Genomic DNA, 25,648 nt, shown 5'->3' with positions numbered 1-25,648 from the left:
GGCCATGTCCGTAACCAAGACCGACGTGCTCAAGGTGGCGAGCCTCGCGCGGATCGCGATCAGCGATGCCGATGCCGAGCGGCTCACGCCCGAACTCAACAACATTCTCGGCTGGATCGAGCAGCTCGGCGAGGTCGACACCTCGTCGATCGAGCCGATGACCGCAGTGATCCCCAACCAGCTGCGCCTGCGCGCCGACGTGGTGACCGAGGGCGACCAGCGCGACGCGATCCTGTCGAACGCGCCCGAGGGGCAGCACGGCTTCTTCACCGTGCCGAAGGTGGTCGAATGAGCGACGTTACGGACCTCGGCGTCGCCGCGCTGCGCGACGGCATCCGCACGGGCGAGTTCTCGGCGCGCGAAGTCGCCGATGCATTCATCGTCAAGGTGAGCCAGGCCAAGGCGCTCAACGCGTTCATCGTCGAGACCCCCGAGCATGCGCTCGCCGCCGCGCGTGCCGCCGACGAAGCGGTGGCGAAGGGCGAGACGCTCAAGCCGCTCGCCGGCGTGCCGATCGGCATGAAGGACCTGTTCTGCACCAAAGGCGTGCAGACCACCGCCGCGAGCCACATCCTCGAGGGCTTCAAGCCGGTCTATGAGTCCACCGTCTCGAACAAGTTGTTCGAGGCCGGCGCAGGCATGCTCGGCAAGCTCAACCTCGACCAGTTTGCGATGGGCTCGTCGAACGAGACGTCCTACTTCGGCAACGTCATCTCGCCCTGGCGGCGCAAGGACGGCGGGAACGCCCCGCTCGCGCCGGGCGGCTCGTCGGGCGGCAGCTCCTCGGCGATCGCGGCCCGGCTCGTGCCCGCGGCGACCGGTACCGACACCGGCGGCTCGATCCGCCAGCCCGCGGCGTTCACCGGCATCAGCGGCATCAAGCCGACCTACGGCCGCTGCTCGCGCTGGGGCATCGTCAGCTTCGCCTCGTCGCTCGACCAGGCCGGGCCGATGGCGCGCGACGTCAGGGACTGCGCGATCCTGCTCGAGGCAATGAGCGGCTTCGATTCCAAGGATTCGACCTCGCTCGACCTCGCCGTGCCCAAGTGGGAAGCCAATCTTTCGGCCGACCTGCGCGGCAAGAAGGTCGGCATCCCCAGGGAATATCGCCTCGACACCGTGCCGCGCGAGATCGACGCGCTCTGGGATCAGGGCATCGATTTCCTCCGCGACGCCGGTGCCGAGATCGTCGAGGTCTCGCTGCCGCACACGAAATACGCGCTGCCGACCTATTACATCATCGCCCCCGCCGAAGCATCGTCGAACCTCGCGCGCTACGACGGCGTGCGCTATGGCCTGCGCGAGCTGGCCGAGGGCCAGAACCTCCAGGACATGTACGCCGCCACCCGCGCGGCGGGCTTCGGCCCCGAGGTGCAGCGCCGCATCCTGATCGGCACCTATGTGCTCTCGGCCGGCTTCTATGATGCGTACTTCACCAAGGCGCAGAAGGTCCGCACGCTGATCGCGCAGGACTTCGACAATGCCTGGGCACAGTGCGACCTGCTGCTCACGCCGACCGCGCCGAGCGCGGCCTTCGCCCTGGGTGAGAAGCAGGCCGATCCGATCGCGATGTACTTGAACGACGTCTTCACCGTGCCCGCCAGCCTGGCCGGCGTGCCGGCGATGAGCGTGCCCGGCGGGCTCGATTCGGGGGGGCTGCCGCTGGGGCTGCAGATCATCGGCAAGCCGCTCGACGAGCAGTCGGTGCTGAACGCCGGCCTCGCGATCGAGGAGCGCGCCGGCTTCAAGGCGCGGCCCGAGGCCTGGTGGTGAGCGGCGGCTAGGGCGCCGCTTCCTCGTTGAGGGCGGTCGCTTCGCGCCTGGGCCGGGCAAGCAGCTTGCGGCTCAGCCATTGGCGGATCGGGACGTCGACCCAGCGCACGATCAGCGGCGAGGCGACGATCAGCGCGCCCATCAGGATCGGATTGATGATCCGCGGCGCGATCGCGGTGAAATGCGTGATCGAAGCACCCACCATCCCTGCCGGATTCTGGAGGATGTAGATCGGGTAGCTCATCAGTCCCAGCCACCGGTGGATATCGTCGTGCCGGGAGCGTTGCGCCCCGATGCCGAACGCGACGAGCAGCGGCGAGACCAGGGCGCAGAACGCCAGCGAATAGACCGGATGCTCGATCGGCGCGCCGAGCGCCGCGATCAGGACGAGGAGCAGGATCCACGGATGCACGCGCGGCAGCCGCCGCACGATCTCGCCGCGGAACCGGTGCATCAGCACCCCGGTGAAGAAGGAGGCCAGCGTCCGGACGATCGCGCCGAGCGCTTCGCTTGCCAGCCAGCCGGCCGGCCAGCTGCCCGTGATCAGGGCATAAGCGAAGGCGCCGGCAAAGCTGGCGACGATCAGCGGCCACAGCCGGGCCGGCCGCCACCAGGCCGGGCGTGCGGCATAGAGGAGATTGGCCACGATCTCGTAGAACAGCGACCAGGCGACGGTCACGAATGGATAGAGCTGGGCGCCGTTGCTGAACAGGTCGGGCAGGAAGAACAGCCCTTCGGCGAAGCGGATCAGGACCAGGCCGGTCGCGCTCGAGGCGGCGCCGTCATGCACCACGGCCGCGGCCAGCGAGACTGCGGAACTCGCCACCGTCGCGATCGCATAGAGCGGCCAGAGCCGGATGAAGCGCACCTTGAGGAAGGTGACGAACCCCATGTCGCCTGTCGTCAGCCGCGCGCCATAGGCGTGCGCGATCACGAACCCGCTCAGCAGGAAGAACAGGTCGACGGCGAGATAGCCGTTCGCGAAACGGAACGGCGCCGGCATGGCCAGATGATAGGCCAGCACCGCCATCGCCGCGATTCCGCGCAGGGCGTCGAGTGCGGGGAAGTCTTCGCGCGCGGCCCTCTCCGGGCTCGCCGCCGTCACTCGATCGGTCATGGCTTCGCGATAATTGCCGCGGCTTGCCGCCGCAACGATTCCTTGGATCTCAGGCCGGGTTGCCGGCAGCCGCGAGCGGCCGGCCGCGCCGCCGCGCGTCGAGCGTCGCGCGGACCGGCCCGTCGAACCAGCGCGTCAGCAGATGGGCGAGACCGACCAGCACCGCGAGGTACATCGCGCCGCCCAGCCAGGCCGGCACCGCACGGATCAGCGGGCGGAAGGCTTCGAGCAGCGGCAGGTTGATCGCGTAGATCGCATAGGAGAGGTCGCCGGCGCGCAGGAAGGCGCCGCGGAGCCGGGCGGGCGGCTCGACTCGCGCGGCCCAGGCGACCAGCACCGGGAAGAGCAGCACCACCACGAGCAGTTGCCAGTCGGCACGGTGCGGCAGGAGCAGGATCGGTGCCGCCATCGCCAGCAACGGCAGCACCGCAGCAGTCGTCTCCGGGCGCCGCGCCGTCGAGGCCCAGCGGAAGACGAGCATGCCCGCCGCGAACGCGCCGGTCGCGCGCATCAGCCCGCCGGGGAAGCTCTTCCAATCCCAGCCGATGTTGAAACAGTCCGGCGGGTGGACGGTCATCGCGAGGATGAGCGCGGCGGTAGCGGCGATCGCGACCAGCCAGCGGCTGCCGAGCCGGTGGAGCGTGGTCGCGAAGACGAGGTTGACCAGCAGCTCGAAGAACAGCGACCAGGCGGTGCCGTTGAGCGGGAACAGCGTCTTGTGGAAGGGGTCGGGCAGCAGCACCAGCCCGAAGCCCAGCGCCGCGACTCCGCCGGCAGGGCTCAGCGCGCCGGCCTCGCCGCGCCAGGCGATGCTTGCCTGCGCGACGATGCCCAGCGCGAGCCCGGCGAGATAGAGCGGATAGAGGCGCACCAGCCGGCTGCGCCAGAAGTCGGCGAGCGTCATCCCGTCCGCGAGCAAGGGCCCGTAGCGCGCCGCGATCACGAAGCCGCTGAGCACGAAGAACAGGTCGACCGCGAGGTAGCCGGGGATGGTCGCGATGCCGCGATGCTGCTGGAAATGATAGAGCGCGACCAGCAGCGCGGCGAGCCCGCGCATGCCGTCGAAGGTCCCGAGCCTGTCCGAATCCGTGGGGGGCGCCATGCACGTCTCCTGCCTCGGTGCAGGTTAAGAAAGCGCCTTGGGGGGTGTCGTGGGCTTCACAAGGTGCTAGGCGCCGCGGGATGAGCGAATCCATGTCCAGCTACCGCATCCACGGCGACACCGGCGAATGGGAAGTCGTGGTCGGCCTCGAGGTCCATGCCCAGGTCACCTCCAACGCCAAGCTCTTCTCGGGCGCCGCGACGGCGTTCGGCGCCGAGCCCAACAGCCAGGTCTCGCTGATCGATGCGGCGATGCCCGGCATGCTGCCCGTGCCCAACCGCGAGTGCATCCGCCAGGCGGTGCGCACCGGCATGGCGCTGGGTGCGGTGATCAACAAATGGTCGCGCTTCGACCGCAAGAACTACTTCTACGCCGATCTGCCGCAGGGCTATCAGATCAGCCAGCTCTACCACCCGCTGGTGGGCGAGGGGACGCTCGAGATCAGCCTCGACGAGAAGGACCCCGAGGCCGAGGTCAAGACGATCGGCATCGAGCGCATCCACGTCGAGCAGGACGCCGGCAAGCTGATGCACGACCAGCATCCGACGCGTAGCTATGTCGACTTGAACCGCGCGGGCGTCGCGCTGATGGAGATCGTGTCCAAGCCCGACATGCGCTCGCCGCAGGAAGCCGGCGCCTATCTCGCCAAGCTGCGCTCGATCCTGCGCTACGTCGGCTCGTGCGACGGCAACATGGACCAGGGCTCGATGCGCGCCGACGTGAACGTCAGCGTCCGCCGCCCGGGCGCCGAGTTCGGCACGCGCACCGAGACCAAGAACGTCAACTCGGTCCGCTTCGTGATGCAGACCGTCGAGACCGAGGCGCGGCGCCAGGTCGAAGTGCTCGAGGCCGGCGGCAGGATCGTCCAGGAAACCCGGCTGTTCGATCCCGATCGCGGCGAGACGCGCCCGATGCGCTCGAAGGAAGACGCACAGGACTATCGCTATTTCCCCGATCCCGACCTGCTGCCGCTCCAGCTCGACGAGGCGTTCCTCGCCGAATGCGAGGCGAGCCTGCCCGAGCTGCCCGATGCCAAGCGCCGCCGCTACGAAGGCGAGCTGGGGCTGAGCGCCTACAACGCCGCGACGCTCATCGCCGATGCCGACACCGCGCGCTGGTTCGAAGCGCTCGTCGCCGAGGGCGCGCGGGTGCAGAAGAAGGGCGAGAACGAAGTCGCGCGCGCCGCGGCCAACTGGCTGCTCTCGGACCTGTTCGGCGCGCTGAACCGGCTCGACAAGGACCTCGACGCCAGCCCGGTAAGCCCCGAGCAGGGCGCCGAGCTGCTCGCGCTGGTGGCGGATGGGACGATCTCGGGCACGCTCGGCAAGCAGGTGTTCGAGATCATGCTCGAGACCGGCGACGCGCCCGGCAGGATCGTCGAGGAGCGCGGGCTCAAGCAGACCAGCGACACCGGCGCGATCGAAGCAGTGATCGCCGAGGTGCTCGCCAAGAATCCCGGCCAGCTGGAACAGTATCGCGGCGGCAAGGAAGCGCTGTTCGGCTTCTTCGTCGGCCAGACGATGAAGGCGATGCAGGGCAAGGCCAATCCGGCGGTGGTCAACGAGCTGCTCAAGAAGGCGCTGGGCTGAGCGCGGCGGGGCGGGGGAGGAACCGATGATGGTCTTCGCTTCGCTGCTCCTTGTTTCGGCACCCCAGGCCGTCGACTGCCGCTACGACCGCGAGCACCTGATCGCGATGGACCAGCGGAGCTTCGACCAGGACCTGACCGGCGGCTGGCGCGCGCTCGCGGCGAAGGGCTGCGACCGCGAGGCTGCGGACCTCGTCCGCGACTGGCGCGTGGCGCACAAGGCCGAGGACGGCATCCTCTATTGGCACGAGGGCCAGCTCCGCGCCGATGCCGGCGACTATGCCGCCGCTGCGCCGCTGTTCGAGAAATCGCGCAAGCCCGGGACGAACGGCTATGATCGTGCCTGGAACCTCTATGTCGACGGCAGCATCGCCTTCGTCCGCGGCGACCGCGCCGGACTGGAGGCGGTACGCGCCAAGCTCGCCGCCGTGCCGCGACCGGCCGACTTCCAGGAAGAAGCGCGCGGCCCCGACGGCAAGCCGATCCTGCTGCCGGACGGCACGCCGTGGCGGGTCCAATGGCCGCTCAACCTCGACGTGCTCGACGGGCTGCTCGGCTGCTGGGGCAAGCCCTATGCCGAGGCCTATGGTTGCCGGGCACCTTCAGCGAGCTGACCCCGCTTGCCCGCGCGATTGCGCGGGCTAGGATCGCGGCGAAACTGGCGGAGGGGTGGCAATGATCCGGACGATTCTCGTGTTGCTGGCGGCGCTCCTCGCCTTCCCCGCCTTCGCCCAGACCGTGCCTGCGCCCGCGTCTGCTCCCGCCGCCAACCCGCGCGTGGCGCTGGAGACCGCCGCCGGGCGGATCGTCGTCGAGGTCTATGCCGACAAGGCGCCGGTCACCGCGGCCAATTTCCTGAAGTACGTCGACCAGCGCCGGCTCGACGGCATCACCTTCTACCGCGTGGTGAAGGTCGCCGATCACTTCGGCTTCGTCCAGTTCGGGGTGCAGAACGCCCCCAAGAAGGTGCTGCCCAGGATCAGGCACGAGCCGACCACGCTCACGGGGATCAAGCACCTCGACTTCACCCTCTCGATGCCGCGGCTCGCGCCCGGCACCGCGCAGGGCGAGTTCACCATCATGGTCGGCGACCAGCCCTCGTTCGACGCCGATCCGTCGAAGCCAGGCGACAACCTCGGCTATGCCGCCTTCGCGCGCGTGGTCGAGGGGCAGGACGTCGTGCTCAGGATCTTCGACGCGCCGCGGTCGCCCGATGCGATGATCATGGGTTCGTTCAAGGGCGAGATCCCGGTCGCGCCCGTGAAGATTCTGACCGCGCGGCGCGTGGCGCCCTGAGGGGTTGCGGCGCGGGTTGCGCTTCCGGCAGGGCCTGGGGCTGTGCTAGCCCGATGGCATGCCGCTCGATTCGGTGCTCATCGATGGCGATGATTTCAGCCTGGGCCTGATGCCCGAGCTCGAGAAGTCGTTCGGCGTCCGATTCCCCCGCGATCTCCGCCACGTCCGCACCGTCGGCGATCTGTTCGACGAGCTGATGCGGCTGCGGCCCTCCTCGGGCGAAGGCGAGCGCGAGGGGATGGTGATGACCTTCAACGCGCTCCGCCGCGCGCTCGCCCCGTTGTGGCGCGAGACCGATCCGCGCCCCGCGACTCCGCTTGCCGACCAGGAGCTGCCCTGGCCTCGCGAGGTACGCGCGATCCTCGAGCGCGAGACCGGCCTCGCCGTGCCGCGCCCGCCGATGTCGGCGTTCACGCTGATCGCCGTCGTCGCGCTGGGCGCTCTCGGTGCCTGGGCCTTCTGGGACGGGTCGTGGTGGACCGGGCTGGGGGTGGGCGCGGCGTGCCTCGCGGTCGGCTGGTTCGATCCGGGCGAGTTCGCCGGCGACTGGAAGACGCTCGGCAGCCTCGCCCGCGCCGTCTCGGACGCCAATTACGACATGCTCGCCGAAAAGGGCGCGCGAGACAGCGAAGCCGCGGCGTGGCGCACCTTCACGGCGCTGGTCGCGCGCGAGGCGGCGGAGGGGAATCGCATTCCCCACCCGGCCGAGATCGCGCGCGAGACGCTGCTCGACGTCGACGGAGCCCTGGCCGCCGCAGCCGCGCGCAACTGAGGCGGAGGGGCTAGCCGATCGGCTGGCCCGGCGCGATTCCCGGGTCGCCCGCGGGCTGGGGCGCCGGCACGTCGATGTCGGGGACCGGCGGCTGGACTTCAGGCGGCGCGGGCTCGGGCGTGCCGGGACCGGGCACCGGCGGCATGTCGGGTGGCGGAACGGTGGGCTGGACGGGCGGTTCGACGGGCATGGCGGAACTCCTTTCCCGATAAAACGCACCATACCGTCCGCGCGTTGCCTTGCGGCTTGCTCCCGGGCCCATGGTTGCTATAGAGCCGCGCGACCGGCGGTGCCCCTGCGGGCGTGGCGGAACTGGTAGACGCGCTGGATTTAGGTTCCAGTATCGCAAGATGTGGGGGTTCGAGTCCCTTCGCCCGCACCAGGCCGTTGCTCGTTAGCCCGCGCAATCGGCCGAATCCCGAATCTGATTGGAAGTCGAGAAGAATGCAGACTGTCGAGACGTTGAACGAGGGCCTGAAGCGCGCCTACACGCTCAAGATCAGTGCCAAGGACATCGACGCCAAGGTCGATGCCGAAGTGAAGCGCGTCGCCCCGCAAATCCGCATGCCCGGCTTCCGCCCCGGCAAGGTTCCCACCAACCTGGTGCGCAAGATGCACGGCGAGGCGCTGGCGCAGGACGCGCTCAACAGCTCGATCCAGGAAGGCATCCAGTCGCTGATCGCGAAGAACAAGCTTCGCCCGGCGATGTCGCCCTCGGTCAGCCTCGAAGGCGACTATGCCCCCGGCGGCGACGCCGAGGTCAAGGTCGAGCTCGAAGTGCTCCCCGACGTGCCGACGCCCTCGATCGAAGGCATCGCGCTCGAGCGGCTGGTCGTGCCCGTGCCCGACGAAGCCGTCGACGAGCAGCTCAAGCAGCTCGCGAGCCAGCAGAAGCGCTGGGAGGACGCCGAGCCCAAGCACAAGGCCGCGACCGGCGACCAGGTGACGATGGACTTCGCCGGCAAGGTCGACGGCGTCGCCTTCGACGGCGGCACCGGCGAGGGCATGGCGGTCGAGCTCGGCTCGGGCCGGCTGATCCCGGGCTTCGAGGAGCAGCTGGTCGGCGTCAAGCTCGGCGACGAGAAGACGCTCAACGTCACCTTCCCGGCCGATTACGGCGTGGCCGACCTCGCCGCCAAGGACGCGACCTTCGACGTCAAGGTCACGGCGATCAAGACCGCGAGCGATCCCGTGCTCGACGACGCGCTGGCGACCAACCTCGGCCTGCAGAGCCTCGAGCAGCTCAAGGGGCTGCTGAAGGGCCAGCTCGAGCAGCAGAACCTCGGGCTCACCCGCACCTATATGAAGCGCAAGCTGCTCGACCAGCTCGCCGCGGGCCACGACTTCCCGGTGCCGCCGTCGATGGTGGCGGCCGAGTTCGACCAGATCTGGGCGCAGCTCCAGCACGAGGCCGAGCATGAGGAGGACGTCGACGCGGCCAAGGCCGAGCTCGAGGCCGAGCGCGGCGACTATCAGGCGATCGCCGAGCGCCGCGTGCGCCTGGGCCTGTTGCTCTCCGAGATCGGCAACGCCCACGGCGTCGAAGTCTCGCCGCAGGAGATGAACCAGCTCATCATGCAGGCCGCGCAGCAATACACGCCGGCCGACCGCGAGCGGTTCATCGCTTATGTCCGCCAGGAGCCGCTTGCCGCTGCCCAGCTGCGCGCGCCGCTGTTCGAGGACAAGGTGGTCGACTTCCTGTTCGACAAGGCCGAGGTGACCGAGCGCGAAGTGACGCGCGAGGAGCTCGAGGCGGCGATCGAGAGCGAAGAGGGTGCGATCCCCCACGTCCATGGCCCGGATTGCGGCCATGATCATCACCATGATCACGACCATGGCGCCAAGCCCAAGAAGGCCGCCAAGGCGAAGCAGGCCGAAGCCGAAGCAGTGACCGAGGAGGCTCCGGCCGCCGAGGAGAAGCCGGCGAAGAAGGCTGCCGCCAAGAAGGCCAAGGCCGAGGAAGCCCCTGCTGTTGAGGACGTGACCGAGGAAGCGCCGAAGAAGAAGGCCAAGAAGGCCGAGGCTCCGGCCGATGAAGCTGCGGCCGAGAAGCCGAAGAAGGCCGCGAAGAAGAAGGCGGACTGAGGCCGTCGCGATACTCGACCCTCCCCGCAATGGGCAGGGCAGGCATGCCACGCCTTGCGTCCAACCTTGAATCGTCATCCCGGCGAAAGCCGGGACCCAGGGCCGCGAGCGACGTCCTCTGCAACCCTGGGTCCCGGCTTTCGCCGGGATGACGGTTGGGGTTATGGGGGCGCGGATGATCACCCTCACCCCCGCCGACTTCCGCGCCGCGCTCCCCGAAGGGGGACGGCTGCTCGGGCTCGACGTCGGCACCAAGACGATCGGCACCGCGCTCTGCGACGCCGGCTGGAGCTTCGCCACGCCCGCGACGCTCGTCCGCCGCACCAAGTTCGGCAAGGACAAGGCCGCGCTCGCCGAGCTGATCGCGCAGCAGCAAGTGAAAGGGCTCGTCATCGGCTTGCCCCTCAACCTCGACGGCACCGATTCCCCCCGCACCCAATCCACGCGCGCCTTCGCGCGCAACGTCGAGGACATGGGGCTGCCGATCCTCCTCTGGGACGAGCGCTGGTCCACCGTCGCGGTCGAGCGGACGCTGATCGAGCAGGACTTCAGCCGCGCGCGTCGCGCCGAGCTGATCGACAAGGCCGCCGCCGCGCACATTCTCCAGGGCGCGATCGACGGGCTGGTGAGCGCATGACCGGCCACAAGGTCGCCTGGTTCGCCCCGCTCCTCGCCGGCGCCCGCTCGCGCGACCGGCTGGTCGCTGCGCTCGGCGGCGCGCTCGGGATCGGGCTGACCTGCTGGATCGCCGCCTTCCACGTCGAGCCCGGCATGCTGCTGTTCGTCGCAGCCCCGCTCGGCGCCTCGGCGGTGCTGCTGTTCGCGGTGCCGGCCAGCCCGATGTCGGCGCCCTGGCCGGTGATCGGCGGCGCGATGACCTCGACTGCGAGCGGCGCGTTGATGGTCCACCTCCTCGGCGCCACCCCGCTCGCCGCGGGGCTGGCGGTCGGGCTCGCGATCGTCGCGATGTCGGCGCTGCGCTGCCTCCATCCGCCGGGCGGCGGCTATGCGCTGGTGCCGGTGGTCGCGGGCGCGGGCGCCAAGGCCGCGGGGTGGGTGTTCATCCTCGCGCCGGTCGGCACCAATGCGCTGCTGCTCGTGCTGAGCGGGCTCGCCTTCCACCGCCTGGTTTCGGGCCACAGCTATCCGCACCGCCCGGTGGCGCCGCCGCAGGACCCGCTCACCGCCGAGGACATCGACGCCGCGCTCGCCGAGCTGGGCGAGACCTTCGACGTCGCGCGCGAGGACCTCGACGCGCTGCTCGAAGCCGCGGCGCGCCACGCCCGCCAGCGCCGGGGCAGTTGACTCCAAGGCCACGCGATCCGACCCTGCCCTCCGGAAAGGGGGAGGCGACTCGATGCTCGACGTCCTGCTGGCCTATGCGGAGCCGGTGCTCGCCGCGCCCACGCCCCAGGCCGCGAGCCGCGCCTATTTCGCTTCGGTCGAGCCGATCGGCGCCACCTATCTCCAGACCCGGCTCTATCGCCGCCCGCGCACCCCGCTCACGCCGCGGACGCATTGGGCCGCCGGTGGCTTCGTCGAGCGGATCGCGCGGCCGGGCTGGGAGGGGAGCGAGGCGTTCAACTATATCTGCTTCCAGCAGGTCCCCACGCTCCGCGCGGTCGAGGAAGGCCGCACCCGCTATCGCTTCGGCGACTTCGCCCCGCACCATGACAAGCGCTACGGCGCCTATTGGGACGCGATGAGCGAGGCGGGCATGGCCGAAGTGCTCTGCGCCTCGGCCTATGGCCCGGGGCGCAGCACCGGTTCGCTGCATCTGGGATTCGACCGGCGCGATTTCGGCGAGGCCGAGGCCGCGGCGATCCAGACCGCGGGGATGATGCTCGTCGAGAAGCTGCTCACCTTCGAGATCGACGAGGATCCCGAACCGCCGATCGCCGCACCGCTCACGCCACGCGAGCGCGATGCGCTGGCCTTTGTCGCCCAGGGCAAGACCGATTGGGAGATCGCGACGATCCTCGGCATCTCGCAGACCACGGCGCGCAGCCATGTCGATAATGCCCGGCGCAAGCTCGGCGCGGTCAATCGCGCGCACGCGGTGGCACGTCTGCTCGCCGGCGGCAGCCTGAGCTGACCGCCGGCGAGTCGCCCTTACCCCGGCTCAGGTCGCAAACGCCGGGGCCAGACGCTGGCGGCGGCGCAGCGCGAAGCCCACCGCACCAAAACCGCCAATCAGCATCAACCAGGTCGCGGGCTCGGGCACCGCATTCGACACCAGCAGCGCATTGCCGCTGCCGACGTTCGACGGGGTCGAGAAGGAGAGCAGCGTGAAGCTGCCGCCGTTCGCGCTGGTCAGCCCGCCGTCGAGCGCGACCTGGTCGGAGAAGTTGAAGATGAGGTCGCTCGCCGCATCCTTCGCCGCCATCTGCGCGGCATAGCCCGGGTCGCTGGTCGGCAGGTCGGGCGTGTCGAGCAGCACGAGCGCGGCGATCAGCGAAGCCTCGTCATAGCCGGCGAAGCTCACGCCGAAATCGTCGCCCGCGCTCAGCAGGCTCGCGGCGAAGGCGTCGTTGAACGCCACGACGAGATGGTCGACCGACGAGAGCGTCGTGACGCCGAGGAAATAGGTCCAGATCGGCGGGTTGAGCGAGCTCTTCGGGAAGGGATCGATGATCGTCCCGCCCGGCGCGCCGACGTGGAAGCTGTTGGTCGTGCCGCCACCGAGGGCATATTGATTGTAGGTCACGATATGATCGAGATCGACCACGGTGGTGATGGTGTAGCTCTGCAGGAAATCCGTTGCCGCGGCGGGCACGGACGCAAACAGCGCACCGGCCATCGCGGCGAGTGCGAACATCGTTCGTTTAAACATGGGACGCCTCCCCGATTAACCAACACGACCTGTGCCGCTTCAATAGGTTGCGGGGTGCTGCTCGCGGTATCCTCGAATTCGAGGAGGCGGTGCGCGGGTGCGGTCCAGGAGCGGGACGATTCCCCCGGCCCACCCCACCAATCGTCATCCCGGCGAAAGCCGGGACCCTGGGCCGCGAGCGATGTCCTGCCTGGCCCTGGGCCCCGGCTTTCGCCGGGGTGACGGTCCTATGGGGGCTATGGACCGCCCAACGCCTTGCGCCCCCGCCCGAGCCGGGCTAACCGGCGCCTTTAATGCCAGCCTCCGATCACCGCCCCGCTGCCCAGCTTTCGGGCAGCGTCCTGTTCCCGCACCGGCACCTCACCGGGATCGCGGGGCTCCAGCCGCACGAGATCATGTTCCTGCTCGACGAAGCGGAGCAATGGATCGGCGCCAACCGCACCCGCGCCAAGAGCGACCGGCGGCTGGAAGGCATCACCCAGATCAACGCCTTCTTCGAGAATTCCACCCGCACGCTGCTGAGCTTCGAGATCGCAGGCAAGCGCCTCGGCGCCGACGTGGTCAACATGCACGCGGCGCAATCGAGCGTGAAGAAGGGCGAGACGCTGATCGACACCGCCGTCACGCTCAACGCGATGCGCGCCGACGTGATCGTGATCCGCCACATGAGCTCGGGCGCGGTGCAGCTGATCGCCGACAAGGTCGATTGCCCCGTGCTCAATGCCGGCGACGGCTGGCACGAGCACCCCACCCAGGCGCTGCTCGACGCGCTCACCATCCGCCGGCGCCGCGGCAGCATCGCCGGCCAGCGCGTCGTGATCTGCGGCGACATCCTCCACAGCCGGGTCGCGCGCTCGAACATGCTGGCGCTGACCGCGCTCGCCGCCGAGGTCCGCGTCGTCGCCCCCGCGACGCTGATGCCCGCGGCGATCGACCGGATGGGCGTCACGGCCTTCGCCGACTTCGACGAAGCGCTGGAGGGCGCCGATGTCGTGATGATGCTCCGCCTCCAGAACGAGCGGATGGCGGGGCAGTATATCCCCTCCACCCGCGAATATCGGCTGCGCTACGGCCTCACCCCCGAGCGGCTGGCGCGCGCCAAGGCGGACGCGATCGTGATGCACCCGGGCCCGATGAACCGCGGGATCGAGATCGACTCGAGCGTCGCCGACGATCCCGATCGCTCGACGATCACCGAGCAGGTCGAACTCGGCGTCGCGGTGCGCATGGCGTGCCTGGACGTGCTCACGCGCCGCGAGCGCTGCATCGAAGGTTGGGTCGAATGAAGCGCGCCTGGGTCAATTTCGCCGCCGGGTTCGCGCACGGCACCCTCGTCACCGAAGGCGACGTGATCGCGCACATCGGCGACGGCGCGCCGCCCGCCGATGCTGATGAGATTATCGACTGCGGCGGCAAGCTGCTCGCGCCCGGGATCATCGATCTCGGCGTCTTCGCGGTCGACCAGCGCGCCTGCCGCGCGGGCGGGGTGGTGCGCGTCGGGCTGATGCCCGACCAGTCGCCGGTGCTCGACGATCCCGGTATCGTCCGAAGGGCGGCGCTGATGGGCAAGCCCAAACTCTGGGTCCACCCGCTCGCCGCCGCGACGCGCGCGCTCGAAGGCGCCGAACTCGCCGAGATGGCGATCAACGCCAATGCCGGCGCCAAGGCGGTCGCCACCGGGCGGCGCTGGATCGCCGATTCGGGGGTGATGCGGAAGGTGCTCGCCTATGCGCGCGACTGCGGGCTGGTGGTGGTGGCGCACGCCGAGGACGGCGGGCTGGCGGGCGACGCGGTCGCGACCGACGGCGAGACCGCGATGCGGCTCGGCCTGCCCTCGGCGCCGTCGATCGCCGAGTCGCTCGCGATCCAGCGCGACCTCAGCCTCGCCGAGGATACCGGCGCGCGCATCCACTTCCGCCAGGTGACGACCGCGGCGGGGTTCGAGCACATCCGCCGGGCCAAGGCGCGCGGGGTGCCGGTGACCTGCGGGATCACGCCCGCGCACCTGCTGCTCTCCGAGATCGCGATGTCGGACTTCCGCACCTATGCGCTGCTCTCGCCGCCGCTGCGCAGCGAGGAGGACCGCAAGGCCGCGCTCGCGGCGCTGGCGGACGGGACGATCGACGTGCTCGCCTCGGGCCACGACCCGCGCGGGCCCGAGGAGAAGCGCCTCCCCTTCGCCGATGCCGAGCCTGGCATGTCCGGCGCCGAGACGCTGTTCGCGCTGGGGATGAGCCTGGTGCACAACGGCACGATCGACACCGCCCGGCTGTTCGACCTCGTCGCGCGCAATCCGGCGCGGATCCTGGGGGTGGATGCGGGCTCGCTCGCGCCGGGGCTGGCGGCGGACCTGATCCTCATCGATCCGAACGCGCCGTGGCGGATCGACGCGATGAAGATGGCCGCGCGCTGGGGGAATACGCCGTTCGACGGGCTGCCGGTGCAGGGCAAGGTGCTGCGCGTGTGGAAGGGCGCGGCGGAGATCGGCTGATCCCCCCACCCAACAATACCAACCGTCATCCCGGCGAAAGCCGGGATGACGGTTTCGGTGTGCGTGGATGGCCTTCTGCGCTCACCCTCCGGCCCGCACGGTCTCGAATGTCGAACCAACCTAGGCCTTTCCTTCCCTCTCTCCCTGTGGAAGAGGGGTGGAGACGGAAGGGCGTGATCCAGCCATGACAGAGACGCCGCGCATTGCGGTCTTGCTGCCTTGCTACAATGAGGAAGCCGCGATCGCGCAGACGATCGCCGGCTTTCGCGAGGCGCTGCCCGGTGCCGACATCTACGTCTTCGACAACAACAGCCGCGACCGCTCGATCGAGGTGGCGCGCGAGGCGGGGGCGATCGTCCGCACCGTCCGCATGCAGGGCAAGGGCAATGTCGTCCGCCGCATGTTCGCCGACGTCGAGGCCGACGTCTATGTGATGGCCGACGGCGACGCGACCTACGACCCGCGATCGGCGCCGGCGATGGTGGCTCAGTTGCAGGGCGACGGGCTCGACATGGTGGTCGGCACCCGCGTGCACGAGGCGGCCGAGGCCTATCGCCGCGGCCATGTGCTCGGCAACCGGCTGATGACCGGCTTCCTCGCGGCGCTGTTCGGGCGGACCTTCACCGACGTCTTCTCGGGCTATCGCGCCTTCTCGCGCCGCTTCGTGAAGAGCTTTCCCGCGCTCTCGGCGGGGTTCGAGATCGAGACCGAGATCAGCGTCCATGCGCTCGAGCTCAAGATGCCGGTGGGCGAGCTCGAGACGCCCTATTTCGCGCGGCTCGAAGGCTCGCATTCGAAGCTCAACACCTGGCGCGACGGCCAGCGCATCCTGCGCGTGATGCTCACGCTCTACCGGATCGAGAAGCCGCTCCAGTTCTTCGGGCTGTTCGCGGCGCTGTTCGCGGGGGCGGCGGTGGTGCTCGCGGTGCCGCTGGTGGTGACCTATGTCCACACCGGGCTGGTGCCGCGCTTCCCCACCGCGATCCTGTCGACCGGGGTGATGATCCTCGCCTTCCTCAACTATTTCACCGGGTTGATCCTGGACACGGTGGTGCGCGGGCGGCGCGAGATGCGGCGGCTCGCCTATCTCGCCCAGCCGGGCCCGGCGATCGATTCTGCGACAACGCGCCGATAGGCGGCGGTTCACAGCCTGCCGCGGCAGTGCTAGCCAGCCACGCACCGGGGAAGCGAGGGCGTGGCGTGGCCGAGGAACAGACTGTCGTCGAGGATGCGATCGCCGAGGATCATGTGGTCGCGAGCGCAAGCGGCGCGACAAGGCCGGCGCGGATCGGCTGGCTCGACGCCGCGCGCGGGATGGGCATCATCCTGGTGGTCTACGGCCATGCGCTGCGCGGCTGGGTCTCCGCCGGGATCGTCAAGGCGACGCCGATCGAGCAGCTGCAGGACCGGCTGATCTATTCCTTCCACATGCCGCTGTTCTTCCTGCTCTCGGGGCTGGTGGTCGGGCGCAGCCTCGCGCGGGGCAAGGGCGAGTTCCTGCGCACGCGCTGGCTGACGATCGTCTGGCCCTATCTCCTCTGGTCGGTGCTCCAGGGCTCGATCAGCATGGCGGCGGGCGACGCGGCGAACCATCCGGTGACGCCGGGCACGCTGGTCGCGATCCTCTGGGATCCGTTCGCGCAATTCTGGTTCCTCTACGCGCTGCTGCTCTGCCAGCTGACCCTGCTGCTCCCCGGTCGCTGGACGCTGCCGGTGCTGGTGGGGGCGGGCGTGGTGCTCGAATCGGTGACCAACGTCGGCGGGATCCTCGCGGCGTCGCTCAAGCATCTTCCCTATTTCGCGCTGGGCTATTGGGTGACGGCCGGCCGGCTCGACGCGCAGCTGAGCGCGCCGGCGAAGGCGGCGATCGTGGCTGCGGTCGCGTGGGCGATGTTCGCCATCTTCACGCTGATCGACAATCCCGCCGCGCCGCCGGTGCTGGCACTCCAGCTCGCGCAGGGCTTCGCGGGCTCGATCGGTGTGATCGCAGTGGCGCGGCTGGTGATGGCGCTGCCCGGCCTCCAGGCGCTGGGGGCAGCGTCGATGGCGATCTTCCTCATGCATGTGATGGCGGCGGCGGTGTTCCGCATCGTCGCCAAGAAGCTCCACGTGCACGGCGAGCTCTCGCTGCTGCTCGGCGTGGTGGTGGGGATCGCGGCGCCCTATATCTTCCTCCGCATCACCCAGCGGCTGGGCATCGCCTGGTGGTTCGGCTTCGAATCGCGCAAGCGGCGCGGCGGCGGGCGGAAGCCCTTGAACTTATCTTCCGGGGGCGCGATCTAGGACCCCGAGAGAGGGCAAAATAGGAAAAGAATCTCCCCATGATTGATCATTTCAGGCTTGCAACCAGCGCCATCATTCCCACGGTGATCGAACAATCGAGCCGCGGCCAATATCAGCACGACATCTACTCGCGCCTGCTGCGGGAGCGTATCATCTTCGTGACCGGACAGGTGGAGGATCATATGTCCGCCTCGATCTGCGCCCAGCTGCTGTTCCTGGAGGCGGAGAATCCAAAGAAGGACATCTGGATGTACATCAACTCGCCGGGCGGCGTGGTGACCGCGGGCATGGGCATCCACGATACGATGCAGTACATCCGCCCCAAGGTGGGCACGGTTTGTATCGGCCAGGCGGCGTCGATGGGCAGCTTCCTGCTCGCCTCGGGCGAGCCGGGGATGCGCGTGGCGCTCACCAATGCGCGGATCATGCTGCACCAGCCCTCGGGCGGCGCGCAGGGCATGGCCTCGGACATCGAGATCCAGGCGAAGGAAATCCTGCGCATCCGCGCACGGATGAACGCGCTCTACGCCAAGTACACCGGCCAGCCGATCGAGAAGATCGAGACGACGATGGATCGCGACAGCTTCTTCGAAGCCGAAGAGGCCAAGGCGTTCGGCATCGTCGACGAAGTCTATGAGAAGCGCCCGCGGCCGAGCGAGGACGCCGCCGCGGCCTGATCCGGCGGAATCGGCCCCAGGCCGGCGGCTCGCGCATTGCGCGCGAGCCGCGGGTGGGGAATAGCTGCGCTTCCAGCATCCTGATTTCCAGGCGGCCGGAGCGGGGGGCGCAGTGGATTTAGTCGCGACGATCGAATCGGAACCCTGTCGCTACGGCGGCTGCTGGGTGATCACGCCGCGCAGCCATCTGGCCGACCGCGTCGTCGCGCAGCACGAATTCATCTACTGGCCGCCGGGCGAGGTCCATGGCGGGACGCTCAAGCTGTTCGCGTCCAAGACGGTGAGCGAGATCGCGCGCCCTGCGCCGGCGGGCCCGCTCGGCGGCGAGCCCGGCGGGCTCAAGGGCAAGCTCCGCGCGCTCCGCAAGCGAGTCAGCGCGATCAAGGGCGGCGCCGAGCCGCTGCCCATGCTCGACCTCGGCGACAAGCTCGTGCTCGACCTGCGCTTCGAGCCCTATGCCAACTGGTCGCATCAGATGAACCGCTACCTGCTGATCGCGGCCAACCTGCGCCGCGCGGCAGGGGAGCCGGTCACCATCCTGCTCCACGCGGGCATGGCCGGCTACATCGTGCGGATGTACGAAGTCTTCGGGTTCGAGGTGGTGCGCAGCGACGCGCCGGTGCGGGCGCGGGCGGCGCGGTTCGAGATCGACAAGCGGACCTCGATCTATTCGCTCCGGCCGCGTCTCCTCCCTGTGTTCGACGGATTCGACTTCGCGCCCTTCAGCGCGGGCGAGCCGGCCGAGCGGCTGTTCCTCTCGCGCAAGGACACGCGCAAGATCGCCAACGAGGCCGAAGTGCTCGCGCTGCTCGAGCGCTACGGCTACCGCCGAATCTACCCCGAGGACCTCTCGCCGGCGGACCAGATCGCGGCGATTCGCGCGGCACGCTCGATCGTCTCGATCCACGGCGCCGCGCTTGCGCCGCTCCAGTTCCACCCCGATCCCGCCGCGCTCGGGCTGATCGAGCTGCTGCCGGTGGGGCATGTCACCAATTTCTATCGGGTGATGGCGTGCCAGCTTGGGGCGAACTATCTCGCGGTGCGCGGGCGCGAGAAGCCGAATTACGTGAAGTCGATGTACACCCAGGGGTGGTTCAAGGACTTCTCGCTCGACGACTTCGAAGTCGACGTCGAAGCGCTCGAACTCGCGCTGCAGCTGCGCCACGACGGCAAGGCGCCGTTCGACGCGGAGGGGCTGGCGGCGCCGCGTTGAACTCGGGACAAGTCCGAGGCTTGTTTGCGCAGCGTGGATCATCATATCATGGGGCCTCGGCACCGCCGGCGCAGATTCTTGCCCGGATCGTGCGAAGGAACGGGGTTCGTAAACCTCGTTTTAGGTTTGCCGGATCGAAACCCGCGTGTAGGATAACGGGTGGTGTTGCGCGTCCGGCGCGTAAAGGATTGGATTGAATGACGAAGCTCAGCGGCGGCGACTCGAAGAGCACTCTCTATTGCTCGTTCTGCGGCAAGTCGCAGCACGAGGTGCGCAAGCTCATCGCAGGCCCCACCGTCTTCATCTGCGACGAGTGCGTCGAGCTCTGCAACGACATCATCCGCGAGGAGACCAAGTCCGCGCTGGTGTCGAAGAAGGACGGCGGCGTGCCCACGCCGCAGGAAATCTGCGACGTGCTCGACGATTACGTCATCGGCCAGAAGCAGGCGAAGCGCGTGCTCTCGGTCGCGGTGCACAACCACTACAAAAGGTTGAACCACGGCCAGAAGGGCGCGGACGTCGAGCTCGCCAAGTCGAACATCCTGCTCGTCGGCCCCACCGGCTGCGGCAAGACGCTGCTTGCCCAGACCCTTGCTCGAATTCTCGACGTGCCCTTCACCATGGCCGACGCGACGACGCTCACCGAAGCGGGCTATGTCGGCGAGGACGTCGAGAACATCATCCTCAAGCTGCTCCAGGCCTCGGACTATAACGTCGAGCGGGCGCAGCGCGGCATCGTCTACATCGACGAAATCGACAAGATCAGCCGCAAGGCCGAGAATCCCTCGATCACGCGCGACGTGTCGGGCGAGGGCGTGCAGCAGGCGCTGCTCAAGCTGATGGAAGGCACCACCGCGAGCGTGCCGCCGCAGGGCGGGCGCAAGCATCCGCAGCAGGAGTTCCTCCAGGTCGACACGACCAACATCCTGTTCATCTGCGGCGGCGCCTTCTCGGGCCTCGAGAAGATCATCGGCGATCGCCTTGAGGGCAAGTCGATCGGCTTCGGCGCCCATGTCGCCGCGCCGGACGAGCGCCGCACCGGCGAAGTGCTCAAGCGCGTCGAGCCCGAGGATCTGCTCAAGTTCGGCCTGATCCCCGAGTTCGTCGGCCGCCTGCCGGTGATCGCGACGCTCGAGGACCTCGACGTCGAGGCGCTGGTGAAGATCCTTACCGAGCCGAAGAACGCGCTGGTGAAACAGTATCAGAAGCTCTTCGACATGGAACAGGTGAAGCTGGGCTTCACCGACGATGCGCTGACCGCGGTCTCGAAGAAGGCGATCGAGCGCAAGACCGGCGCGCGTGGCCTGCGCTCGATCCTGGAGGGCATCCTGCTCGACACGATGTTCGACCTGCCGTCGATGGATGGCGTGGACGAAGTGATGGTCGACAAGGACGTGGTCGGCGGCACCAAGGATCCGGTGCGCGTCTATACCAAGAAGGAAAAGGCCGGCGGCGCGGCCTGAGTTTCGTTCGACTGACCCACAACTGTCACCCCGGCCTTGTGCCGGGGTCCACCGTGCGGCAGGCGTCGAACTTACCGTGATCACCTAACCCGTCGTCCCGGCTTTCGCCGGGATGACGATCGTGGGGCGATGGGTGGCGTCTCTCGATCCGTCAGAGCCAGCCCCGGCCCCTGATCGATTGCGGGACAATTTGCCGGTCTCGATTCTGCCACGTCCCTGCGATACCTTGGGCGCGCGGGATAATTACACACGGGTCATCGACAGGGCATGGGCGAGGGGGATCAGCCTTTCCCGGATCGGCGCGAGGCATGGTCCTCGCCCTATCGCGGCATCGAGTTCGGCATCACGGCCAAGTGGCTGATCCTCGGCGCGTTCCTCTACGCGCTGCTGCTGCTCGGCACGATGGCGGCCAACACCGCCGAGGCGATCTGGCCGATCGTCGGGCCCAGTCTCTATTGCACGCCCTTCTTCGGCCTTCCCTATGTCCTCGCGACGATCAACCGGCCCGGGCGGACGCGGCGAATCCTGTTCTTCCTCATCCTCCTGCCGCTGATCCACGTTGCGGCGAACTATCTCGCGTGGCGCAACGCGGTGGAGAATTACGACGAGCTCAAGGCTGGGCGCGACCTGATCCCCAACCTGATCTCGGGCGGGATCGGCGGACTGGCCGGCGCGGCGCTGTCGTTCGGCTTCCTCGAGTTCGTCCAGTTGAGCTCGAGCCAGCGCTTCGAGCGCCTTTCGCTGCTGCTCGGCGTGGTGTTGCTCACCGCGATGGGCGCGCTGGGGCTCGCCTATGGCCTGCAGCTCACCGACGCACTGCGCGAGCCGCGGGTGATCTCGCATCTGGTGCTCTTCTACGAAATGATCCATTTCCCCTGGCAGCTGCTGTTCGCGGTGCTGCTCGCCTGGCTGATGCGCAAGCCGCGCGAGCCGCGCCCGAAGCGGCTCAACTGGTGGCAGCGCCGTGCAGTGCTCGCCCGGGCCGGGAGCTGAACGACGAACGGTTTCACGCTTGATCCCACGCTTCGCGCGCTCGCGGCGGCGCTCGCGGTCGGGCTGCTGATCGGGCTCGAGCGCGGCTGGCGGCAACGCGAGGAAGCCGATGGGCTGCGCGTCGCGGGATTCCGGACCTTCGGGCTGGTCGGGCTGGCGGGCGGGATCGCCGGGCTGCTGCCGGTGGCGGTCGGCGCGGTGATCGGCGCGGCGGTCTGCGGTGGGCTGGTGCTCGGCTATGCCGGCGAACTCAGGCGCGAAGGCAGCCTCTCCAGCACGACGATGGTCGCGGCGGTGCTCACCTTCGCGCTCGGCTATGCCGCGGCGCACGGGTTCGCGGGCGCGGCGCTGGCGGGGGCAGCGATCACGCTGATCGTGCTCGCCTCACGCACGCAGCTCCATGGGCTGCTCAAGGGGCTCACCGAAGAGGAGATCGAATCGGTCGCGCGCTTCGCGATCGTCGCGCTGGTGGTGCTGCCGCTGCTGCCAGACACCAATTTCGGGCCCTATGACGCCTGGAACCCGCGGCGGATCTGGAGCGTGGTGGTGGTCGTGCTCGGGCTGAGCTTCGCCGGCTATGCGGCGACGCGGCGCTTCGGGGCCGAGCGCGGCATTCTGGCCACGGCGCTCACCGGCGCGCTGGTCTCGTCCACCGCGGTGACGGTCACCTACGCCCGGCGGCTGCGCGCGGGCGACGAGGCGCAGGCGGCGCTGACCGCGGGGATCGCGCTCGCGTCGCTGGTGATGTTCGTGCGCGTGCAGATCGTCGCGGCGGTGCTCGCGCCCTTCGCCAGCGCCTCGCTCGCGCTCACCATGACGCCGGCGCTGCTCACGTCGCTGGGGATGGCGCTGCTGGCGCTCCGGCACGAGCAGCAGACGCCGTCGCAGCATGAGGTCAAGCTCGGCAATCCGCTCGACTTCGGGCCGGCGCTGCTGCTCGCGGCGCTGGTAGCGGTGCTGTCGGTCGTGGTGCACTGGGCACTCGCGCGCTGGGGGAGCAGCGGGGTGGCGCTGCTGCTCGGCATTACGGGCATGATGGACGTCGACGCGGCGGTGCTGACGCTCTCCAACCTGCCCGTCGGATCGATCGACGGCTGGACCGCGGGGGTGCTGCTCTCGATCCCGATCCTGGTGAACACCGCGATCAAGGGCGTGATCGCGCTGAGCGTCGCGGGCGGCCGGGCAGGGATCCGCGCGGCGATCCCGCTGTTCGCCGCGGTGCTCGCCTCGGCCGCCGGGATCGCGCTGGTCGGCTGGCCCTTCTAGCGCCCCGAGACCTGGATCGTCTCGAAGCAGCCGACGATCAGGCGGGTCGGATCGAAGGGGATTTCGCCTTCGAAGTCGAGGCTGCCGTCGACGTGCATTACCTCTTCCGCTGCGTCGAGGCTCGCCTTGTCGGGCCAGACCTGCCAGCTCACCGCAATCTTCTCGCCCTCGCGTGCGTCGACCGCGCGGAAGAAATCGGTGTTGCGGCCGCGCGGCACATTGTCCTGCCAGCCGTCGACGACTTCGAGGCAGCCGTGCGCGCGGAACACCGCTGCCGAACGCTCGGCCCATTGTCGGTAGGCATCGAGCTTGGCCTCGGGGACCGGGATGACGAGCGTGGCGATGTACATGCGGTCAGTCTCCTTGCGCGGGGGCGCGGCCGAGCATCAGCGCGGCATAGACGGCGAGGGCGATGGCGAGCCCGATGAACCAGGCCCAGGTGTAGAGGCTCAGCCACGGCTCCCCGATGCCCCTGAACGCGGAGGGCGCGGCGACGGCGAGGAAGCCGGGGAGGTTGGGTAGCACGCCCGCGGCGAAGGCGACCAGCGCGGCGGGGTTCCAGCCGCCCCGGTAGCGATAGGCGCCGCCGGCCCGGTAAAGCGCGTCGACATCGATCCGCGCACGGCGGACGATCCAGTAGTCGGCGATCAATATGCCGGCGATCGGGCCAAGCAGCGCGCCGTATCCGCCGAGCCAGACGAAGATGTAGCCGCCGCTCGATTCGAGCAGCTTCCACGGCATGATCAGGATGCAGATGACCGCGGTGATCATCCCGCCGGTCCGGTAGGAGATGCGGCCGGGCGCGAGCGACGAGAAGTCGTACGCCGAGGAGACGAGGTTGGCGGCGATGTTGCACGAGATGGTGTCGACGCTGATCACCAGCAGCCCGAGCAGCACGAAGGGTCCAGCGAGCATCCCCGAGAGCTTGACCGGGTCCCAGATCGCCTCGCCGTAGATCACCACGGTGGCGCTGGTCGTGATCACGCTGGCGAGCGCGATCAGCCCCATCATCGGCGGCAGCCCGATCGACTGGCCGAGGACCTGGTCGCGCTGGCTGCGGGCGAAGCGCGTGAAGTCGGGGATGTTGAGCGCGAGCGTCGCCCAATAGCCGACCATGGCGGTGAGCGATGGCCAGAACACCGCCCAGAACTGTCCCGTCCGGGCGCCGCCGGGGACGAAGGCCGACGGTGCCGAGAGGATCGGCCCGAGCCCGCCTGCGGCGCCGACCGCCCACCAGACCAGCGCGATACAGACGAAGATCTTGACCGGCGCGGTCCAGGTCTCGAGCCGGCGGATCGTGAGCAGCCCCTTGCGGACGAAGAAGAGCTGGATGCCCCAGAAGGCGAGGAAGCCGAGCAACTGGCCGATGCCGATCCCGAGCAGCGGGAGCGGGTTGCCGCGCAGGTCGGCGCCGATCAGGATGCCGAGCAGCGTCAACAGGGCCTCGCCGCCGATCCAGGTCTGGATGCCGTACCAGCCGCAGGCGACGAGCGCGCGGGCGATCGCGGGGAGGCGCGCGCCGCTGGTGCCGAAGGAGGCGCGGACGAGCACGGCATAGGGGATGCCGTGGCGCGCGCCGGCGTGGCCGATCAGCAGCATCGGCACGAGCACGATGACGTTGCCGAGCAGCACGGTGAGCGCTGCCTGGCCCGCGGACATGCCCTGGCCGATCAGCCCCGAGGCGAGCATCCAGGCCGGCACCGCGACGACCATGCCGACCCAGAGCGCGGCGAAATGGACCCAGGTCCAGCTGCGCTGCTCGGGGCCGGTGGGCGCGAGGTCGGGGTTCCAGAGCGTTGGATCACGCATGTCGCTTGGCCCCCTTCCTCCTGACGCCGATCCGATCCGGCCTCAGATGACCTTCGATCCGTTCGCCGAGTCGAGGCGGTATCGAGATACCGAAAAGTCACAAAAGTCACGACCCGTCGCGGCGATTCCGGTGCCGGGGTCCCGCGAGGCTGACGGAGTGATCGCGTTGATCCGGCCGCACCAGCGAAGCAGCCGAAATCCCACATTGCAAGCTCTTGCCGCGCGGCGGGGCATGGCCTCAGCGGTTGTCGAGCGTGTCGGGCCAGTCGATCGCGCGGAACAGCTGGGCCACGTCCTGGCTCACGTCGATGTCGCTCGGCCAGGTGGCGCGATAGGAGACGATCCAGGCGCCGTGGGCCGCGCAGAAGGCATAGGCTTCCGACCGGACCGGCCGGCTCTGTCCGCCGCCGAAGCCGAAGTCGTAGGTGAAGGTCGCGAGATCGGCGACGCCCGCGGTGCGGCCGGTGGGCGAAGGTGCGGGGGCCTCCGAGATCAGCTTGACGTTCTGATAGGCCTTCGACTGGGCGACGCCGTCCTTGACCGCGCCATATTCGGCCGCGCAGCCGCCGCCGGTATAGGGCGGGTAGATGTAGAGCGTCACGCTCGCGAGCTTCTTGCCGCCGCGCACCAGATCGTAGCCGACGCTCGCGTCGGTGCCTTCCGCGTTATACTCGTAGACGGTGGTGCGGACGAAGTCGCCGAGGGTCTCGGGGAAGCTCGTCGCGGTCGCGGCATGGCTCCACACCGGCGGCGGATTGGTGACCTCGCGCTGGGCCGCGGCAGGCGTCGCGAGCATCGGCAGCGCGGCGCAGGCGACGATCGCGAGCGCGATGCGGAGCAATCGGTGCAGCATGGTCGGTCCTCCCCCGAACAATGGCGCGCGAGCG

26 protein-coding genes, 1 tRNA gene and 1 pseudogene are annotated in these 25,648 nt (G+C 69.0%); 21 read left to right on the top strand and 7 right to left on the bottom strand.

Translation table 11 applies throughout. From position 1 onward, the window contains the following. Positions 1–4: 4 nt before the first annotated feature. Both gatC and gatA read left to right on the top strand, forming a co-directional pair. On the top strand, positions 5–292 hold the full coding sequence (gatC, locus tag J7495_RS06710) for an Asp-tRNA(Asn)/Glu-tRNA(Gln) amidotransferase subunit GatC (protein ID WP_294055609.1): 288 nt from the start codon (positions 5–7) through the stop codon (positions 290–292). Next, positions 289–1,773 carry an Asp-tRNA(Asn)/Glu-tRNA(Gln) amidotransferase subunit GatA gene (gatA, locus tag J7495_RS06705; protein ID WP_294055607.1) on the top strand — a complete coding sequence of 495 codons (1,485 nt, stop codon included), beginning with the start codon at positions 289–291 and terminating at the stop codon, positions 1,771–1,773. Before gatC ends, gatA begins: the two co-directional genes overlap by 4 nt. A gap of 7 nt (positions 1,774–1,780) precedes the next feature. On the opposite strand, the gene J7495_RS06700 is transcribed toward gatA, so the two are convergent. Both J7495_RS06700 and J7495_RS06695 read right to left on the bottom strand, forming a co-directional pair. After that, complete coding sequence (locus tag J7495_RS06700; RefSeq protein ID WP_294055605.1) at positions 1,781–2,890, bottom strand: acyltransferase; 1,110 nt, start codon at positions 2,888–2,890, stop codon at positions 1,781–1,783. Between the two features lie 49 nt (positions 2,891–2,939). Continuing rightward, positions 2,940–3,992 carry an acyltransferase gene (locus tag J7495_RS06695; RefSeq protein WP_294055603.1) on the bottom strand — a complete coding sequence of 351 codons (1,053 nt, stop codon included), beginning with the start codon at positions 3,990–3,992 and terminating at the stop codon, positions 2,940–2,942. A gap of 80 nt (positions 3,993–4,072) precedes the next feature. On the opposite strand from J7495_RS06695, the gene gatB reads away from it, so the two are divergent. The 4 genes from gatB to J7495_RS06675 all read left to right on the top strand — a co-directional run bounded on the left by gatB (position 4,073) and on the right by J7495_RS06675 (position 7,648). Beyond that, complete coding sequence (gene gatB / locus J7495_RS06690) at positions 4,073–5,581, top strand: Asp-tRNA(Asn)/Glu-tRNA(Gln) amidotransferase subunit GatB (RefSeq protein WP_294055601.1); 1,509 nt, start codon at positions 4,073–4,075, stop codon at positions 5,579–5,581. A 25-nt stretch (positions 5,582–5,606) separates the two neighbouring features. Then, complete coding sequence (locus J7495_RS06685; protein WP_294055599.1) at positions 5,607–6,194, top strand: hypothetical protein; 588 nt, start codon at positions 5,607–5,609, stop codon at positions 6,192–6,194. A gap of 61 nt (positions 6,195–6,255) precedes the next feature. Then, complete coding sequence (locus J7495_RS06680; RefSeq protein ID WP_294055597.1) at positions 6,256–6,876, top strand: peptidylprolyl isomerase; 621 nt, start codon at positions 6,256–6,258, stop codon at positions 6,874–6,876. 58 nt (positions 6,877–6,934) lie between these two features. Then, the gene (locus J7495_RS06675; protein ID WP_294055595.1) at positions 6,935–7,648 is read left to right on the top strand and encodes a hypothetical protein; all 714 of its coding nucleotides are present in this window, start codon (positions 6,935–6,937) and stop codon (positions 7,646–7,648) included. A gap of 10 nt (positions 7,649–7,658) precedes the next feature. Here J7495_RS06675 and J7495_RS06670 read toward each other — a convergent pair whose 3' ends face one another. Further along, positions 7,659–7,838: a hypothetical protein gene (locus J7495_RS06670; RefSeq protein WP_294055594.1), complete on the bottom strand. Its 180-nt coding sequence runs from the start codon at positions 7,836–7,838 to the stop codon at positions 7,659–7,661. A gap of 107 nt (positions 7,839–7,945) precedes the next feature. On the opposite strand from J7495_RS06670, the gene J7495_RS06665 reads away from it, so the two are divergent. The 5 genes from J7495_RS06665 to J7495_RS06645 all read left to right on the top strand — a co-directional run bounded on the left by J7495_RS06665 (position 7,946) and on the right by J7495_RS06645 (position 11,828). Further along, a tRNA-Leu gene (locus J7495_RS06665) sits at positions 7,946–8,030 on the top strand. A gap of 62 nt (positions 8,031–8,092) precedes the next feature. Continuing rightward, positions 8,093–9,733, top strand: coding sequence for a trigger factor (tig, locus tag J7495_RS06660; protein ID WP_294055592.1), 1,641 nt, complete (start codon positions 8,093–8,095; stop codon positions 9,731–9,733). Positions 9,734–9,908: 175 nt separating this feature from the next. Beyond that, the gene (gene ruvX / locus J7495_RS06655; protein ID WP_294055590.1) at positions 9,909–10,370 is read left to right on the top strand and encodes a Holliday junction resolvase RuvX; all 462 of its coding nucleotides are present in this window, start codon (positions 9,909–9,911) and stop codon (positions 10,368–10,370) included. After that, positions 10,367–11,038, top strand: coding sequence for an HPP family protein (locus J7495_RS06650; RefSeq protein WP_294055588.1), 672 nt, complete (start codon positions 10,367–10,369; stop codon positions 11,036–11,038). The genes ruvX and J7495_RS06650 overlap by 4 nt, the downstream gene beginning before the upstream one ends. 52 nt (positions 11,039–11,090) lie before the next feature. After that, on the top strand, positions 11,091–11,828 hold the full coding sequence (locus J7495_RS06645; protein WP_294055586.1) for a LuxR C-terminal-related transcriptional regulator: 738 nt from the start codon (positions 11,091–11,093) through the stop codon (positions 11,826–11,828). 27 nt (positions 11,829–11,855) lie between these two features. Here J7495_RS06645 and J7495_RS06640 read toward each other — a convergent pair whose 3' ends face one another. Next, positions 11,856–12,566: a PEPxxWA-CTERM sorting domain-containing protein gene (locus J7495_RS06640; protein ID WP_294055584.1), complete on the bottom strand. Its 711-nt coding sequence runs from the start codon at positions 12,564–12,566 to the stop codon at positions 11,856–11,858. Positions 12,567–12,859: 293 nt separating this feature from the next. On the opposite strand from J7495_RS06640, the gene J7495_RS06635 reads away from it, so the two are divergent. The 10 genes and pseudogenes from J7495_RS06635 to J7495_RS06590 all read left to right on the top strand — a co-directional run bounded on the left by J7495_RS06635 (position 12,860) and on the right by J7495_RS06590 (position 22,952). Continuing rightward, a complete protein-coding gene (locus J7495_RS06635) occupies positions 12,860–13,852 on the top strand; it encodes an aspartate carbamoyltransferase catalytic subunit (RefSeq protein ID WP_294055582.1) in 993 nt (330 codons plus the stop codon). Then, positions 13,849–15,057: a dihydroorotase family protein gene (locus tag J7495_RS06630; RefSeq protein ID WP_294055580.1), complete on the top strand. Its 1,209-nt coding sequence runs from the start codon at positions 13,849–13,851 to the stop codon at positions 15,055–15,057. The genes J7495_RS06635 and J7495_RS06630 overlap by 4 nt, the downstream gene beginning before the upstream one ends. 184 nt (positions 15,058–15,241) lie before the next feature. Next, positions 15,242–16,192 (top strand): glycosyltransferase, encoded by a 951-nt coding sequence (locus tag J7495_RS06625; protein WP_294055578.1) that lies wholly within the window; start codon positions 15,242–15,244, stop codon positions 16,190–16,192. A 65-nt stretch (positions 16,193–16,257) separates the two neighbouring features. Beyond that, complete coding sequence (locus J7495_RS06620; protein WP_294055577.1) at positions 16,258–17,340, top strand: acyltransferase; 1,083 nt, start codon at positions 16,258–16,260, stop codon at positions 17,338–17,340. Positions 17,341–17,378: 38 nt separating this feature from the next. Beyond that, a complete protein-coding gene (locus J7495_RS06615) occupies positions 17,379–18,017 on the top strand; it encodes an ATP-dependent Clp protease proteolytic subunit (RefSeq protein WP_294055575.1) in 639 nt (212 codons plus the stop codon). Positions 18,018–18,129: 112 nt separating this feature from the next. Continuing rightward, the gene (locus tag J7495_RS06610; RefSeq protein ID WP_294055573.1) at positions 18,130–19,230 is read left to right on the top strand and encodes a glycosyltransferase family 61 protein; all 1,101 of its coding nucleotides are present in this window, start codon (positions 18,130–18,132) and stop codon (positions 19,228–19,230) included. 197 nt (positions 19,231–19,427) lie between these two features. Further along, positions 19,428–20,693, top strand: coding sequence for an ATP-dependent Clp protease ATP-binding subunit ClpX (clpX, locus tag J7495_RS06605; protein WP_294055571.1), 1,266 nt, complete (start codon positions 19,428–19,430; stop codon positions 20,691–20,693). A gap of 267 nt (positions 20,694–20,960) precedes the next feature. After that, positions 20,961–21,686, top strand: coding sequence for a hypothetical protein (locus J7495_RS06600; protein ID WP_294055569.1), 726 nt, complete (start codon positions 20,961–20,963; stop codon positions 21,684–21,686). A gap of 51 nt (positions 21,687–21,737) precedes the next feature. Beyond that, positions 21,738–22,076, top strand: a pseudogene (locus tag J7495_RS06595) (MgtC/SapB family protein); the annotation flags it as partial. Continuing rightward, complete coding sequence (locus J7495_RS06590; RefSeq protein WP_294055848.1) at positions 22,062–22,952, top strand: DUF4010 domain-containing protein; 891 nt, start codon at positions 22,062–22,064, stop codon at positions 22,950–22,952. The pseudogene J7495_RS06595 and the gene J7495_RS06590, both read left to right, overlap by 15 nt. Here the strand turns inward: J7495_RS06590 and J7495_RS06585 are convergent. The 3 genes from J7495_RS06585 to J7495_RS06575 all read right to left on the bottom strand — a co-directional run bounded on the left by J7495_RS06585 (position 22,949) and on the right by J7495_RS06575 (position 25,614). Then, on the bottom strand, positions 22,949–23,302 hold the full coding sequence (locus J7495_RS06585) for a DUF1428 domain-containing protein (protein ID WP_294055567.1): 354 nt from the start codon (positions 23,300–23,302) through the stop codon (positions 22,949–22,951). The two genes, J7495_RS06590 and J7495_RS06585, sit on opposite strands and share 4 nt — an antisense overlap. A 4-nt stretch (positions 23,303–23,306) precedes the next feature. Next, entirely contained in the window at positions 23,307–24,761 is a 1,455-nt protein-coding gene (locus J7495_RS06580; RefSeq protein ID WP_294055565.1) for an NCS1 family nucleobase:cation symporter-1, read from the bottom strand. Positions 24,762–24,999: 238 nt separating this feature from the next. Beyond that, positions 25,000–25,614 carry a hypothetical protein gene (locus J7495_RS06575; RefSeq protein ID WP_294055564.1) on the bottom strand — a complete coding sequence of 205 codons (615 nt, stop codon included), beginning with the start codon at positions 25,612–25,614 and terminating at the stop codon, positions 25,000–25,002. Positions 25,615–25,648: the final 34 nt, after the last annotated feature.

The sequence above is a fragment of the Sphingomonas sp. genome (assembly GCF_017745215.1).
In the GTDB taxonomy this organism is placed as follows: domain Bacteria; phylum Pseudomonadota; class Alphaproteobacteria; order Sphingomonadales; family Sphingomonadaceae; genus Sphingomonas.
This window is presented reverse-complemented; position numbering and strand designations above follow the sequence as displayed.